We start from the raw sequence: 15,310 nt of genomic DNA on the forward strand, positions 1-15,310 counted from the left end.
CTTTCAGCTAAGAGCTTGAATTGCCTAACAGCTACTACTCCGCAATCCGAACTCCGCATTCCGAAATTCTTCTCAGTCACCACGCAACTTGAGATTGGCTTGGGTGAGCTTTTCGCGAACTTCGTTGAGACTTGTCACGCCGAAGTTCTTGCACTCGAGCAAATCATCGCCGGTCCGGCGAAGCAGTTCACCGATGGTCGACAGTCCCAAGCGAACCATGCACTTGCGAGCCCGCACCGAAAGGTTGAGATCGGAAATCGGCCGATCCATGAGGGCTCGTTCGTCGTCGCTCAGCTCGACGGCCTGATACTGAGGTTCTTCCTCACGCCATTTCGTGGCAAATTGGCCCAATTCCAGGCCTTTGGAGACTAGCATTTCCCGGATTTCAACAAGCGATGTTTCGCCGAAATTCTTACTCGCGAGCAATTCTTGCTCGGTCGTCTCGGTCAGATCCCCGAGGGTCATGATGCCCATCTTTTGCAGGCAATTGCGGCTGCGAACCGACAACTCGAAGTCGCTCACAGGAACGCTCAAAATCTGGGACATGCGATCTTGGCGACGACGGGCTTCTTCGTCGTAGTACATGTCGCGCGAGGCGTCGGCGTCTTTGAAGTACAACCGAGCTCGCACATGGTCGGGATAAACGTCGAGAACCCGCTGGTAGCATTGCTTGGAACGCTCGAAGTGCTCGATATCTTCGTAGAGCAAGCCCAGGTTAATGAGCGTGCCGACATGAGTCGGAAATTGCGAAGCGGCCCGTTCGTAGAGCGAACGAGCGTAATCGTCGTTGCCGTGGCGGTCGTTTTCCATGGCCAAGCCAAAGAGCGCGCCCGAATGGGTATTGTCGGCTTCGACGGCCCGCTCCAACAGCGCGACGACTTCATTCGGATTGCCACCCAAGGCCGCAACCGTGACGGAACGCTGATACAAGTACTCGGCGGTTTGCTCAACGGCGCCCGAAAGATTGTCGAGAATCGTGAGCGATTCTTGAGCCTTACCGGCGTAACGGAGGGCTTCGGACTTCGCGAGGGCGACTTCATCTTTATTGTAGCCCGCTCGCTCTGAGGATTCGTAAGCCGTCAGCGCTTCTTCGTACTTATCGAGGGCCAACAAGGCCTTGCCCAGAAAAAAGTGGGTCAAAGCTCCGCCGTCGGCATTGCGCAGCGTCTGCACGGCGGCCGAATAACGGCCCAGCAGATACTGGCAAACACCCAGGCGAACCGAAGCCGCGGGAGTACGCGATTCCTGCTGCTCCATCTCGTTGACGGCGTCCCGCAGCAAACGAAAGTTGCTGTAGTCGGACGAAATCGCACGAACGATCTGCTTAATCTCGTTCGGACCGAAGGTGCTGTTGGAAAGCACAATTTGCTTCAAATCGACTTCGAGAACTTGCGACATCTGCCACCCACTCCTATTAAGGTCGTTGCCAAACTTATCTGCTCTAAGGATCACCCAGGCGACGAAGCCCAAGCGATCAAATGAGCCAGTGGTGGGAGTCGAACCCACAACCCCCGCATTACGAATGCGGTGCTCTGCCAATTGAAGCTACACTGGCGATTGTGTTTAAGCTCATCAGAATACCGAATTTTAAGCCGTGCGGCAAGTCTTGCATGGGTGGGCGGTAGGGCATTCAAAAATTCAAATTGGGAGACATGCTTGGGGTGGCATGGCCTCGGAGGTACTCCGACGTGGCCATGTTTTTTCGAGCTTTTCACATGCCCACGAGTACGAGGGCATGCCACACAACCCCCGCATTCTCAATTTTTCAGTCAACCTGCGCTCGCCAGAATCCGCCGCTGGCAGATAGTTATTCGGGTGAAACACGGGCTAGCTCGCCGTTCAGTTGGATGATTCCGTCGATCGCGTCGACTTTGATGCTCTTGCCACCGTACTTCACTTCGATGGGCGTCTGCGGCGACTTCAGTACGCATGCGGTGAGTTTTCCATTCTTCCATTCGAGATCGATCTCCGCGCCGCCGCGCAGTCGCAGGCCGGTGACTTGGCCGTTTGGCCAAGCCTGGGGCAGCGCTGGCAACAACTCCACCAGCACCGCGCCGTCCTCGGTTTTCAAATGTGATTGGACCAGCATCTCGCAAATGCCGCTGGTCGCGCCGAAGTTGCCGTCGATTTGAAACGGTGGGTGCGCGTCGAGCAGATTCAAGTAGACCCCGCCGCCACCGTCGTACTTTGTGTCTTTGATGCCGGTCGGACGGAGCAAGCGGGTCAGCAAGCGATGGGCGTGGTCACCATCGTGCAATCGGGCCCAAAAATTAATCTTCCAAGCGAGCGACCAGCCGGTGCCGTCATCGCCGCGGGTTTCCAAGGTTTTACGCGCGGCGGCGGCTAACTCCGGAGTCGTCGTCGGCGAAATTTGCCGCCCAGGATGGAGAGCAAACAAATGCGAGATGTGCCGATGGTGCGGATCGGCCTCTTCAAAATCTTGATACCACTCCTGCAAGGTTCCACGCTTGGAAATCTTAAGCGGATAGAGCTTCTCGCGTTTGGCGATCAGTTGTTCGCGAAATTCCTGGTCGATATCCAACAGCTCGCTGGCTTCGATCAGGTTGCTGAACAGGTCCCAAGTGATTTCCATGTCGGAAGTCGACGCCATCGAAACCGATTCATGCTGACCCTGCCACAAGAACTTGTTTTCCGGCGAAGTCGACGGGATCGTGACCAAGTGACCGTCTTGATCTTCTACTAAATAATCAAGCAAGAACTCGGCGGCCCCTTTCATGACGGGGTAAGCCTTTTCTCGTAAGAAATCTCGATCGCCCGTGAATTGGTAATGCTCCCACAGATGTTGGCAGAGCCACGCCCCACCCATCTGCCAGTTCGCCCACACGGGATCCCCTTCGCCAAAATTCCCCACAGGGCAAGACAGCCGCCACAGATCGACATTGTGATGGGCGCACCAACCATCCATGCCATAAGTGACTTCCGCAGTACGCTGGCCCGTGACCGCGAGTTCTTCGATCATGGTGAGCAGCGGCTCGTGCAGTTCGGAAAGATTGGCCGGCTCGGCCAGCCAGTAATTCATTTCGGTGTTGATGTTTACCGTGTAATTGGAACTCCACGGCGGACGCATCTTGTCGTTCCAGAGGCCTTGCAAGTTGGCCGGCTGTTCCCCTGGGCGAGAAGACGCAATCAACAAATAGCGGCCGTATTGAAACAGGAGCGCGGCCAGATCAGGATCGTCCGCCCCCTCGGTAGCGGCCTGCAAACGCTCGGGCATCAACATGTCCCGGCGCTCGTGCCCACCTAAATCGATGGCCACGCGATTGAATAAGTTTCCGTAGTAGGCCTGGTGACGTTTAAGCAGAACATCGTTGTCGAATTCGCTGGCAATGTCTAAATCACGCAGTGGCTGAATCGTTTCGTCGATTCCCTCGCCATCGGGCAATTTAACAAAGCCATTGAAGCTCGTATCACAGGCCAGCAACAACGTGACACTCCGGCAATCTTTCGCGACGATCTTTTTGTCCTCAACGGTGATTTCACCGCCATCGTGTTGCACGCGAATTCTCGTGCAAAATCGCATTCCCGTTCCGCGTTTGTCATCACGCTGGATGATGGGATTCTCGACCTGTTGATATGAGGGAGCAACATGAATGGGCGCGTGGCCACTCATCAGAAAATCGCCGTTCTCCGCACGAGATAGCTTGTGCTCCAGCAAGCTGTCCAGCGAAATTTCAAAGCTCATCCCTTGGGGATCGTCGGTTTGCAATTCCATGACAAACACTTGATCGGGGTAGCTCACAAACATTTTGCGAGAATGCTTATGTCCGTTTTCTTGGTATTCGACTTCAGCCACCGCGTCGGTAATGTCGAGGCTGCGTTGATAGTTGCTCGGTTTTCCTTGATTGAGAAACTTAATCCGCAGATTCCCGAGCGGCAAATACGACTGCGAATAGGCCCCTTGGAGTTTTTTGGTGAGCTCGCCCGCTTCGTGAAATTTTTCGGCCAGAACAAGCTCGCGAATTTTCGGCAGAAATTCCTTGCCGGCGGCGCTATTCCAATCGTACGGTGCCCCGGACCAAAGCGTGCTTTCGTTGAGCGTAATGGTTTCCTCATCGACGCCGCCAAAAACCATCACACCCAGTCGGCCATTGCCTAACGGCAAAGCCTCTTTTTCCCAGTCCGTGGCGGGATTGTCGTATTTGAGCGCAAGATGATCGGCAGGAACTGCCTGGGCCTGCGCACAAAACAAAGCTGTGAACAGGATCAACAGAGCGATGCGCAAAGGCTCAGTCTGCGTTAATTTTTTCAAGATCAGCATCGAGAAATATTTCTTTATTGGCGGGTAATTCTAGTTTCACTTCCTGGCCATCATAGCGAACAACGACTGGCTTACCGAGTGTTGAATGCAGTTTGCATCCGTTGAGTTTGCCATCCGACCAGTCCAGTTCGACCACAAAGCCACCGCGCGTGTGAAGCCCCGTCACTTTTCCTTGGGGCCAAACGCTCGGCAATGCAGGAAGTAGGTCGATGATCGTTGTGCCCTCCTCATCCTTGAGATGCGATTGCACGAGCATCTCGCAAATTCCATTGGTCGCACCGAAATTGCCGTCGATTTGAAACGGCGGATGCGCATCAAACAGATTCGGATAGACACCACCACCATTGTGCTTAGCTTTGGGGGAGCCCGTAAGCGTCAGCAGATTGTCCAGAATTTTGTAAGCATAATCGCCATCGCGCAAGCGCGCCCAGAGATTGATCTTCCAGGCGAGTGACCAACCCGTGCCACCGTCGCCGCGCATTTCCAGTGACTTCTTCGCGGCCTCAAACAACTCGGGAGTTTCAGGCGTGATTTCATCGCCGGGAAAGAGCCCCCACAAATGGGATACATGCCGATGACGGTTCTGGGGATCGTCAACATCTTCCAGCCATTCTTGCAATTGCCCATGTTGGCCGATTTTATTGGGAGCGATTCGCTTGGACATCTCATCCAGTTCCGCCGCAAACTCGGCGTCAACGCCTAGCGTCTTTGCCGCGGCACTCGTATTGGCAAACAGGTCGCGAATGATTTGGTGATCCATCGTGGGCCCCAGCACCAATCCTCCTTGTTCGGGCGAATTGCTCGGGCCACTGATCAGCCATTTTTCAGGAGTGCGCGGATCGACGATGAGCGTATCGGCGAAAAACTCAGCGGCTCCTTTCATCAATGGGTAGGCCGTCTCGCGGAGAAAGACTTCATCGCCCGTGTGCTGATAATGCCACCACAGATGTTGGCACAACCAAGCTCCTCCTGTGGGCCAGATGCCGTGATTCGACGCATTTATCGGAGCCGTGCCGCGCCACAAATCAAAGTTGTGGTGCAACACCCAACCCCGTGCTTTGTAGTGCTCGCGAGCGGTTTCCGCACCCGATGCGGCCAGTTCCTTCATCGCGGCGAAGAGTGGCTCACAACATACTCCCAAGCCACAAGCCTCCGCGGGCCAGTAGTTCATCTCCGCATTGATGTTGCTTGTGTATTTGCTATCCCAAGGGGGAGCCAATTGGTCGTTCCAAACCCCTTGCAAATTGGCCGGCTGATCTCCGGGGCGGCTGGATGCGATCAATAAATAGCGGCCATAGTGAAACAGCAACGCCGCCAGTTGGGGATCGCTCACTGATTTCGCGGCGAGAACTCGCTCGTCGGTTGGCAGATCATTCGTAACGTCATCGCCAAGAGTGAGCGTCACCCGGCGAAACAGTTCTTGATGATCTTTGATATGATTGTCTTCAAGCTGCTTAACAGTTTTCTCAGTAGCTTTGCTCAGATCGTCTCGACTGCGAGAAACCGGATCGGCGGAAATATCTCGAAAGTCGACGTGGTTGGTCGCGGCGGTGAGTAGCAATGTTGCCTGCGTGGCATTCTCGACACTAATCGCGTCGGCACTTTGTTGCACTTGGCCATCGGTTTCAAAACAGGCCAGATGGGCCGCGAATTTCATTTGTCCTTGAGGATTTCCTGCCCGCTGATTGTCGCTAGCGCGAACTCGCCCCGTCATGAGCTGCGTGTGGTCATTGGCCGCAGTCAATTCAATCTCAGTTTGCGGGCTCGTCAATTTCGCCGTAAACGAGAGCTTACCTGGCCGATCACACGACAACTTGATGACAACCACGCGGTCGGGATAGCTGGCGAATGTCTGGCGAGTATATTTCACGCCGTCGACTTCATAAGTTGTCGTGATCGTGGCGGTATCGAGATCGAGCTCTCGTTTGTAGTTGCTGTAGTTTTCGTGTTTAGTAAACACCAATTCAATATCCCCAAAAGGTTGATACGCCATCTGCCCCAAAGGTTGGGACATAAACTCTCGCCCGGCCAACTCCTCGGCTTCCTGTTGCTTACCTGCGAAGAGCAACTCCCGTATCTCGGGCAAAAAACGGTAGGCTCCTGGGTGAGCGTAGCTATGCGGTCCGCCGCTCCAGAGTGTGTCTTCGTTAAATTGGTATTTCGCCTGCGTAACGCCGCCAAAATCCATCACGCCCATGCGACCGTTGCCAACCGGCAGCGCTTCAACCCACTGGGTGGCGGGCTCATGATATTGAAGCAACCACGGAGAACTGAGTGCTGGTGTCATTAAAGACAGCACTACCACGGCTTGAAAGAACAAGGTGTGCAAAAATGCGTGGTGAGTTTGCAAAGAAGAGTTCCTTCAACGAGCTTTCGATACCGAGAATAGCGAACGATAAGGGAGAAATTTAGCAGAGTAAACAATCGCCAATTTCCAAGACTCTGTCTCCAAGGTATCCTAAGAAATTCATCTTGGCGAGCAATTGCATTCTCGGTCAATGTGATTGCGTGCAATAGTTCTTTTCAATCTTAGGGCGGACCTGCCGCCGCGAATGTAATGGCAATAACAGCTCCTCAGCCGACAACGCTCGGCATGACACCTTCGTTTGGCTTCGGCGATCGCATCGGTTTGGCGACACCAGGACACTTAGCCGCGCTGCGAAAAGCGGGCGGCGGCATCGCTCCGATCTTTGCGCAGCAGTCGATTCGCGAAATGGCCCGCACCAGCCGCAGCCCTGAAGGCGTAATGAACGACGCACTGCAGGCACTCACTGCTGGCGGTTGGATCGATGCTCACGGCGCCGACGCCGATCACCTCAAAACGCGCGAAGATGTCGACCGCACCGCGGCGGCGGGGTTTACTTTTTTCACGATCGATCCCTCGGGGCACGTCGACCAAATGGCCGACGACTATGATGAAGCGACCGTGCGCGCCAAATTTCAAGATATCAAGGAATACGCCGGTTGGGTTCCCGGCTACAAGGGTAACGAAGTCAAGCTCGCCAGCGGCTCGACGATTAATTTCGATGAACTGGCGGTGCTGCGTGCGGCGGTGAAATATGGCCGTGCCATCCGCGAAGCGATTGAACTGGCGATCTACATTCGCCAGGTACAGGAAGAAGCCAATCGGCCGTTTGAAATCGAACTATCCGTCGACGAAACCGAACAGCCAACGACGCTCGCCGAGCACTTTATTATCGCCGAGCAATGTTTGGCCAACGACATGAAGCTCGTGTCGCTTGCTCCGCGGTTTATCGGCCACTTTGAAAAAGGGGTCGACTACATCGGTGACCTGGCTGCGCTCGACAAATCGTTGAACGACCACGCCGCGATTGCTCGGCAACTCGGGCCTTACAAAATCAGTTTGCATTCGGGATCAGACAAAGTTTCGATGTACGCGGCTTTGTCGCGAGCCACCCAAGGGCAGTTTCACGTCAAAACCGCTGGCACATCTTATTTGGAAGCACTCAGGGTTGTGGCAATTCACGAGCCCGAGCTTTTCCGCGAGCTTTGTGAGTTCAGTTGTTCGCGCTACAACACCGATCGGGCGACTTATCACGTGCACGCCACGTTGGAAACGGTGCCTGCGCCCAGCGATTTGAGCGACACGGATCTCGTCAAGAAATATCTGGAACGCTGGGAAGATGTTCCCAACGGCAAGGGATTCACCGAAGCGGGGCGGCAGATTTTGCACTGCACGTTCGGTTCGGTGCTCACCGATGACCGCTTCGGCAAATTGGTGCGGCAATGCTTGGCCGACCATCAAGACACGTATTCCGAGGTTCTGGAAGAGCACTTTGCTCGTCATCTCGATGCTTTGCGAGCAGGCATGTAAGCCAGCAATCGCCATGAAATTCACGGCATTAGGCAATACGGGCTTACAAGTTCCACGCATCGTTTTTGGCACAAGCTGCTTGGGCAACTTATACGAAGCTTTGCCCGATGAGACCAAACTTGCCATCTCGCGCGAGTGGTTCGCGCATCAAGAGCCACCCGTGGTGATCGATACAGCCGGCAAATACGGGGCGGGACTCGCACTGGAAATGATAGGCCGCAATCTGCGCGAGTTGGAGATCGATCCCAAGCGGATCATCATCTCCAACAAACTCGGTTGGAAGCGCGTTCCGCTGACCACGCCAGAGCCGACCTTTGAACCGGGGGCGTGGGTGGATCTCGAGCATGATGCCGTCCAGTGCATTAGCTATGAAGGGATTCTTGAATGTTGGCAGCAAGGTTGCGAATTGCTTGGCCCTGGTTACTCGCCCCAGTTGCTCTCCGTTCACGATCCGGACGAATACTTGGCGAGCGCGAAATCGCCAGCTGAGCGCGAACAACGATTTGCTGATATTCTGGGAGCGTATCGGGCACTCCAAGAACTTAAGGCTGCTGGCAAGGCACAAGCGATCGGCATCGGTTCCAAAGACTGGCGGGTGATTCAAGAAGTGGAACGCGAAACAGAACTCGATTGGGTGATGCTGGCCAACAGTTTGACGATTTATCGTCATCCCCCTGAACTGCTAGAGTTTGTGGCCAAACTAAATCGCCAGAATATCGCGATCATCAATTCCGCCGTGTTCCACGCAGGATTTCTCGTTGGAGGAAAGTTTTTCGATTACCGCGTTGTGACACCAAACGAGAATCCCGACTTGTTTGTTTGGCGTGAAAATTTCTTGAACATCTGTCAGAAACACATGGTAAAACCGGCCACGGTTTGTGTTCAGTTCGGCCTGACCGTGCCAGGGGTGTTGGCCGTGTCGCTCAATACGAGCGATCCCGCTCGGATCGCCGATAATGTGTCAGCCGTGCAAGCCTCGATCCCCGCTGAATTTTGGTATGATGCCAAGCAAGCGGGGCTCATTGCAGCCGACTACCCGTACGTTGGATAAATTGTGGGAGATTCTTCATGCTTAAGTCTGGGATATTGAATCCACAGATCAATTCGCTTTTGAGTCGTGTGCGACACACCAACACGTTGGTGATCGCCGACCGCGGCTTTCCGTTTTGGCCGACGATCGAGACGGTCGATATCTCTCTGATTGACGGGATTCCGACGGTGCTCGAAGTTTTGCGGGCCGTGCAGCAGAACTTCGTGATTGGCAAAGCCTGGATGGCCGAAGAGTTTTTGGCGAATAACACCAAGCAAGTCATCGATCAGTACGCATCGGCATTTGAGGGGATCGAATTGACACACGAGGCGCACGTCGAATTCAAACATCGCGTCCCCCAGGCCATCGGCCTCATACGCACAGGAGAGACGATTCAATACGCCAACATGATTTTGGAATCGGCCTGACATGAAAATCGATGCCCATCATCATTTCTGGCAATACAATTCTGAGGAGTTTGGTTGGATCGACGATTCTCTCGAGCGGATTCGTCGCAACTTTTTGCCCGCCGATTTGCAGACAGAAATTCAAGCTGCTGGCGTTGATGGGGTCGTTTCCGTCCAAGCCCGTCAATCGCTTGAAGAAACCCAGTGGCTACTCGATTTGGCTTCCGCAAACGATTTTCTCAAAGGAGTCGTCGGCTGGGTGCCACTTGTCGACGAGAATGTTCACCAACACCTGGAACAGTTTGGCACGAACCCTAAGTTCAAAGCTGTACGCCACGTGGTGCAAGCTGAGCCCGATGACGAATTTATTCTCCGCAAAAATTTCAGCGCGGGAATCTCGGCGCTTCAAAAGTACGACTTAGTGTACGACATCCTGATTTTCGAGCGGCAACTACCCTATGCGATTCAATTCGTGGATCGCCATCCCGATCAAATTTTCGTCCTTGATCACATCGCCAAGCCACGCATCAAAGAGAATCTGATCGAGGATTGGGCAACCAACATCCGCGAACTCGCCAAGCGGCCCAATGTCTTTTGCAAAGTCTCGGGCATGGTTACCGAAGCCGATTTCAAGTCGTGGACGCCGGAACAATTGAAACCCTATTGGGAAACGGTCCTCGCCGCGTTTGGTCCTGATCGACTGATGTTTGGTTCCGATTGGCCGGTTTGTTTGGTGGCTTGCGAATACGAACGCTGGTTGGGTGTCGTCGGTGAGTTTGCGGCTTCTCTTTCGTCAAGCGAGCAGGGGAGCTTGTTTGGTCAGACCGCTCAAAGAGTTTACAAACTCGCTTAAACGCTTCGAGAATTCTTCATGAAAGCATTTGTTATCAATGAGCCCGGCAAGACTTCACTTGTCGAACGCGATCAACCACAGCCTGCGGCTGGGGAAGTCTTGCTCAAGGTGGCTTGCGTCGGTTTCTGTGGCAGCGATCTCAATACGTTTCGAGGTCTCAATCCGCTGGTGAGTTATCCGCGGATTCCCGGCCACGAAGTCAGCGGTGTGATCGTGGATGCCGCCCCCGATGCCTTAAAAGAATTTCAGCTTGGCCAAGAAGTCTTGGTCATGCCCTACACGGCCTGCGGCAAGTGCACCTCGTGCCGTTGTGGCCGCACGAATTGCTGTCAATTCAATCAAACGTTGGGCGTGCAACGCGACGGTGCGATGGCCGAGTATATCGCTGTTCCCACTGAAAAACTTCTCGCTGCGCCAAGGCTTTCTTTGGCAGAACTTGCGCTCGTCGAACCACTCACGATTGGCTTTCACGCAGTTGATCGGGGCCGTGTGACAAGCAACGACACTGTAGCGGTGCTCGGCTGCGGAGCCATTGGTTTGGGTGCGATCGCTGGCGCGGCGGCGCGCTGCGCCCGTGTGATCGCCGTCGATATTGACGATGCGAAACTAAAACTTGGCCGATTGTGTGGTGCCAGCGAAGTCATTCATTCCAGCCGAGAATCATTGCACGAAGCTCTCGCCCAGCTGACCGCTGGTGACGGACCTCATGTCATCGTCGAAGCGATTGGCCTACCTCAAACTTTTCAAGCCGCGGTCTCGGAAGTTTGTTTCGCGGGCCGCGTCGTTTACATCGGCTATGCAAAGGCACCGGTCGAGTACGAAACCAAATACTTCGTGATGAAGGAACTCGATATTCTTGGTTCGCGCAACGCCACGGCCCAAGATTTTCGCGATGTGATTCAACTCTTGGAAAGCGGCAAATTTCCCGTTCAAAGTGTGATTTCACACACAACGGATCTCGCCGGTGCGGGCGAACTGCTTCGCCAATGGAGCGAACGTCCCAGCGATTTCACCAAGATCCAAGTCGTGTTCGATTAGACGAGCTATTTGGCAGCCACGGCATGCTGCTGTTGTTCGCCCAGTCCTTGCACGCCCAGCCGCATCGTTTGTCCCGGCTGTAAGAAAACCATCGGCTTTTGGCCCATGCCGACGCCGGGGGGTGTACCAGTCGTGATGACATCTCCTGGCCGTAACGACATAAATTGGCTGATGTAGCTGACCAAAGTTTTCACGCCGAAAATCATCGTGCTCGTCGAGCCGTTCTGATATCGATGGCCATCCACTTCGAGCCACAAATCCAGTTGTTGCGGATCGGGAATCTCATCTTTTGTCACAAGCCAAGGACCCAGTGGAGCAAAAGTATCGCAGCCTTTACCTTTATCCCACGTGCCGCAGCGGTCTTTCTGGAAGGACCGCTCTGAGACGTCATTCACCACGCAGTAGCCCGCGACATAATCCAATGCCGTTTCTTCAGTGACATACTTCGCATGCTTGCCGATCACGACTCCCAGTTCGACTTCCCAATCGGTCTTGGTCGATCTCCGGGGAATCTCCACGTCGTCGTACGGCCCAGAAATCGCCGTCGTGGCCTTCATGAAGATCACCGGCTCGGTGGGGATTTGAGCACCGGTTTCCGCGGCGTGGTCGGCGTAGTTCAAACCGATGCCAATGATTTTGCTTGTTCCCGCAACGCATGGTCCAAGCCGTACGCCTTGGTTGACCACTGGTAAAGTGTTGATGTCGAGTTTCTGCAGCTTTATCAGCGACTCTTCCGATAACGCGTCACCGCTAAGATCGTCGATCTGACCCTCCAAAGAGCGAATTTGTCCCGCCGCATCGAGCAATCCTGGTTTTTCTTGGCCGCGTTCGCCAAATCTCAAAAGCTTCATAGGAACTCCTTGGACAATCAGCCACGGATGGCAACAGGCTCAATTGGCAAAAGATAACGGTTGGTCAACGTTAAAACAAAAATCAAATTGAAAATTGGGGGTTTCACAATGGCTTTTCATGGTCGAAGATGCCGAAGCAGCAGCTATTGCGATTCATTGCACTCCAAAACCAATCGAGGAACGAACTATGGGGAAAAACTCGTTCCAAATTGTCGTGCTCGATGGCTATACCTTAGCCGCAGAGGACCTGAGCTGGGAAGGGCTGCAAGCCCTGGGGCATTGTGCGATCTACGACCGCACTCCCGAAGACAAGATTGTTGAGCGCACCCAGGATGCCGACGCGGTTCTTATCAATAAAATTGCCTTAAGAGCGGCCTCACTCGAGCAACTGCCAAAATTGAAATACATCGGTGTCACCGCGACGGGGACCAATATCGTCCATCTTGCTGCCGCAAAATCCCAGGGCATCGTGGTGACGAATGTTCCGGGTTACGCCACCCGTTCGGTGGCGCAATTGGTCTTTGCCCATTTGCTCAACTTGACCCAAGGCGTGGGAGATCACGCGGCCGCCGTGCGTGCCGGTCAGTGGTCGTCGTGCCCTGATTTTAGCTTTTGGAACACGCCCCAAATTGAACTCGCCGGGCTCACGATGGGAATCGTCGGCTTTGGAGCCATCGGCCGAGAAGTGGCCAAGCTGGCCGATGCCTTCGGGATGAAAGTCTTAGCGACGAGCCGTTCCCCCGTGCAGCGGCCCAGTTACGTGAGCATGGTCGACATCGACATCATGTTTCGCATCGCCGACGTGATTTCACTGCATTGTCCGCTCACGCCCGAAACACAGGAATTGGTGAATCGCAAACGGCTCAGCAAAATGAAACGCACGGCGTTTCTCATCAATACGGGCCGCGGGCAGCTGATTGATGAAGTGGCGCTCGCCGAAGCATTGACTTCGCGGCAGCTTGCCGGTGCTGGTCTCGACGTACTCTCGGTCGAGCCGCCCCCCACTGACCATCCCTTGCTTACTGCACCGAACTGCTACATCACACCCCATCTTGCCTGGGCAACTCACAGCGCGCGGCAACGTTTGTTGCAGACGGTCGTCGATAATCTGGCGGGGTTTCAGGCGGGCACGCCCAAGAACGTCGTCAACTGAGTTCACCGGTACTCACAGAGTTCCAGCAGGTTATCTTCCGGATCGCGAAAGTAAACGAGTCGCTTCTTTGCTCCGCCGGCATATTTCACTTGGGTATCGGGAACGGATTTCACATCGCTTTGAAATGAAACTCCTGCCGCTTGCAATCGCGTGACCAGCGAATCAATCTCCGAAACTCGAAATGCCATGTGCCGTAGACCAAAAACATGCGGCGCATTTGGCACGGCGGGCTCAATGGCAGCCGGTGCCCGATAGTCGATCAGTTCAATCCGTGGCCCCGATGGCAAATCAAGATAGACTACATCCGCTTCGACGCCCGACAATCCGACCGTCTCGTCGATCCACGCTCCTGAGATAGTCACTTGCTTAGTGACCGTGAAGCCCAGCACGTCGCGATAAAAAACCGTCATTCGTTCCAAATCGCGAACGACGATATTCACATGGTCAATCGATTCAATCATTGCCGCGTCAAACCACCTTCGTTACGCCCGGCACGGGGACGGGGTAGTTGCCTTTGGCATCTGGCACGACCGGCGGCGCTGCGGCGAAATTGTATTCCTTGGGCGAAAGGTCAATCTCGGAATTGATCGCTTCGTCCCACTCCATCATTTTGCCGGAGTAGGTCGCCATGCGCCCCATGATGGCGGTCATCGTGCTGTGAGCGCCGTACTCCGCTTCGTTGTAAGGTTTCCCTTCGCGAATCGCGGCAAACAGATGATCGTGTTCCAACTGATAAGGATCGGCGCGTTCGCCGTCGTATTTCCATTCGCCTTCAGGAGACTTAATCATGCCCCCGCTGATGTTCGAACGGCCTTTCGAGCCCGTGGCAAATTCGGCGACTTGATTCCAACAGCCATCCATGTGGCGGCATTCACTTAGCATGGTTGAACCATCGGGATACGTAAACTCGACGACATGGTGATCAAAAATTTGGCCGAAATCAGGCGAAGTTCGGCGTTCACGACCACCCGCTCCCTGAGCAGAAATCGGATGAGCTTGCTTGACCCAGTTGCTGACGTCGATGTTATGAATGTGTTGCTCGACAATATGATCGCCGCATAGCCAATCGAAGTAGTACCAATTGTTGACTTGGTATTCCATCTCCGTGGGTTCGTGGCCATACGACTTATAGAAGTCGCCACGAGTACGCAACCACAACGGCCCGCTGTTCCAGTAAACCCGCGTGAGCAAGATGTCGCCGATCGCGCCGTCCTGCAATCGTTTGACGGTTTCGATATAAGCCGGATCATGACGGCGCTGCAAACCCACGCCCACACATAACCCCTTTTCCTCGGCCATTTTGCCGGCCGCTAGAATCTTGCGAATTCCCGGCGCGTCGACGGCCACCGGTTTTTCCGTGAACACGTGCTTGCCTGCCTTGATGGCGGCTTCCACATGTTGAGGGCGGAAGCCCGGAGGCGTGGCATGAATCACAACGTCAACGCCGCTGTCGATAGCTTGTTGATAGGCATCGAGACCAGCGAACTGGCGTTCGGCGGGAACTTGAACGGCAGCAGCTGCTTTATCAATCGCGTCACTGCCCCAACGCTGTTCCAAAGTCCGCGAAATACGATCGAGCGATTGTTCAATTCGCTTATCGAAGGCGTCGGCCATCGCCCATAACGTGACTTTGCCGTTCGTAGACAGAGCTTGCACAGCCGCGTCGTTGCCACGTCCACCACAGCCAATCAACGCGACTTTGATTTCCTTATCGCCTAAGGCTTGGCCCGCTCGTACTGTACTCAATCCGGTTGCCACAGCCGCCCCTCCCAAAGCCAAAGCGGATGAGGCTTTGACAAACTCACGGCGGGTGGGCAAAGCGGAAGAAGGTTGAGGTTGATCTGCCATCGCGCGAAACTCCCTA

The 15,310-nt window shown here is 54.4% G+C and carries 12 protein-coding genes and 1 tRNA gene; 6 read left to right on the forward strand and 7 right to left on the reverse strand.

Going from position 1 to position 15,310, the window contains the following annotated elements; translation table 11 throughout:
• Positions 1-72: 72 nt before the first annotated feature.
• The 4 genes from AC6T8Q_RS15170 to AC6T8Q_RS15185 form a co-directional block, all read right to left on the reverse strand.
• A complete protein-coding gene (locus tag AC6T8Q_RS15170; RefSeq protein WP_500679879.1) occupies positions 73-1,398 on the reverse strand; it encodes a tetratricopeptide repeat protein in 1,326 nt (441 codons plus the stop codon).
• Between the two features lie 83 nt (positions 1,399-1,481).
• Positions 1,482-1,555: transfer RNA gene (locus AC6T8Q_RS15175), tRNA-Thr, on the reverse strand.
• Positions 1,556-1,807: 252 nt separating this feature from the next.
• Positions 1,808-4,279, reverse strand: coding sequence for a glycoside hydrolase family 95 protein (locus AC6T8Q_RS15180; protein ID WP_500679880.1), 2,472 nt, complete (start codon positions 4,277-4,279; stop codon positions 1,808-1,810).
• The gene (locus AC6T8Q_RS15185) at positions 4,248-6,629 is read right to left on the reverse strand and encodes a glycoside hydrolase family 95 protein (protein WP_500679881.1); all 2,382 of its coding nucleotides are present in this window, start codon (positions 6,627-6,629) and stop codon (positions 4,248-4,250) included. Before AC6T8Q_RS15185 ends, AC6T8Q_RS15180 begins: the two co-directional genes overlap by 32 nt.
• A gap of 207 nt (positions 6,630-6,836) precedes the next feature.
• Here AC6T8Q_RS15185 and AC6T8Q_RS15190 point away from each other — a divergent pair, with 207 nt between their 5' ends.
• From AC6T8Q_RS15190 to AC6T8Q_RS15210, 5 genes are read left to right on the forward strand one after another with little or no spacing between them, the layout of a single operon-like run.
• The gene (locus tag AC6T8Q_RS15190; protein WP_500679882.1) at positions 6,837-8,114 is read left to right on the forward strand and encodes a tagaturonate epimerase family protein; all 1,278 of its coding nucleotides are present in this window, start codon (positions 6,837-6,839) and stop codon (positions 8,112-8,114) included.
• A gap of 13 nt (positions 8,115-8,127) precedes the next feature.
• Complete coding sequence (locus AC6T8Q_RS15195) at positions 8,128-9,165, forward strand: aldo/keto reductase (RefSeq protein ID WP_500679883.1); 1,038 nt, start codon at positions 8,128-8,130, stop codon at positions 9,163-9,165.
• A gap of 17 nt (positions 9,166-9,182) precedes the next feature.
• A complete protein-coding gene (gene rbsD / locus AC6T8Q_RS15200; RefSeq protein WP_500679884.1) occupies positions 9,183-9,572 on the forward strand; it encodes a D-ribose pyranase in 390 nt (129 codons plus the stop codon).
• A 1-nt stretch (position 9,573) separates the two neighbouring features.
• The gene (locus AC6T8Q_RS15205) at positions 9,574-10,404 is read left to right on the forward strand and encodes an amidohydrolase family protein (RefSeq protein ID WP_500679885.1); all 831 of its coding nucleotides are present in this window, start codon (positions 9,574-9,576) and stop codon (positions 10,402-10,404) included.
• 18 nt (positions 10,405-10,422) lie between these two features.
• The gene (locus AC6T8Q_RS15210; RefSeq protein ID WP_500679886.1) at positions 10,423-11,442 is read left to right on the forward strand and encodes a zinc-binding alcohol dehydrogenase family protein; all 1,020 of its coding nucleotides are present in this window, start codon (positions 10,423-10,425) and stop codon (positions 11,440-11,442) included.
• A 5-nt stretch (positions 11,443-11,447) separates the two neighbouring features.
• Here the strand turns inward: AC6T8Q_RS15210 and AC6T8Q_RS15215 are convergent, their stop codons facing one another.
• Positions 11,448-12,293 (reverse strand): fumarylacetoacetate hydrolase family protein, encoded by an 846-nt coding sequence (locus tag AC6T8Q_RS15215; RefSeq protein WP_500679887.1) that lies wholly within the window; start codon positions 12,291-12,293, stop codon positions 11,448-11,450.
• 187 nt (positions 12,294-12,480) lie between these two features.
• Here AC6T8Q_RS15215 and AC6T8Q_RS15220 point away from each other — a divergent pair, with 187 nt between their 5' ends.
• Positions 12,481-13,446 (forward strand): D-2-hydroxyacid dehydrogenase, encoded by a 966-nt coding sequence (locus AC6T8Q_RS15220; RefSeq protein WP_500679888.1) that lies wholly within the window; start codon positions 12,481-12,483, stop codon positions 13,444-13,446.
• A 2-nt stretch (positions 13,447-13,448) separates the two neighbouring features.
• Here the strand turns inward: AC6T8Q_RS15220 and AC6T8Q_RS15225 are convergent, their stop codons facing one another.
• Together AC6T8Q_RS15225 and AC6T8Q_RS15230 are read right to left on the reverse strand one after the other, a co-directional pair.
• The gene (locus AC6T8Q_RS15225) at positions 13,449-13,907 is read right to left on the reverse strand and encodes a VOC family protein (RefSeq protein WP_500679889.1); all 459 of its coding nucleotides are present in this window, start codon (positions 13,905-13,907) and stop codon (positions 13,449-13,451) included.
• Between the two features lie 7 nt (positions 13,908-13,914).
• Entirely contained in the window at positions 13,915-15,294 is a 1,380-nt protein-coding gene (locus AC6T8Q_RS15230; protein WP_500679890.1) for a Gfo/Idh/MocA family protein, read from the reverse strand.
• Positions 15,295-15,310: the final 16 nt, after the last annotated feature.

The sequence above is a fragment of the Bythopirellula sp. genome, assembly GCF_041737835.1.
Classification (GTDB): domain Bacteria; phylum Planctomycetota; class Planctomycetia; order Pirellulales; family Lacipirellulaceae; genus Bythopirellula.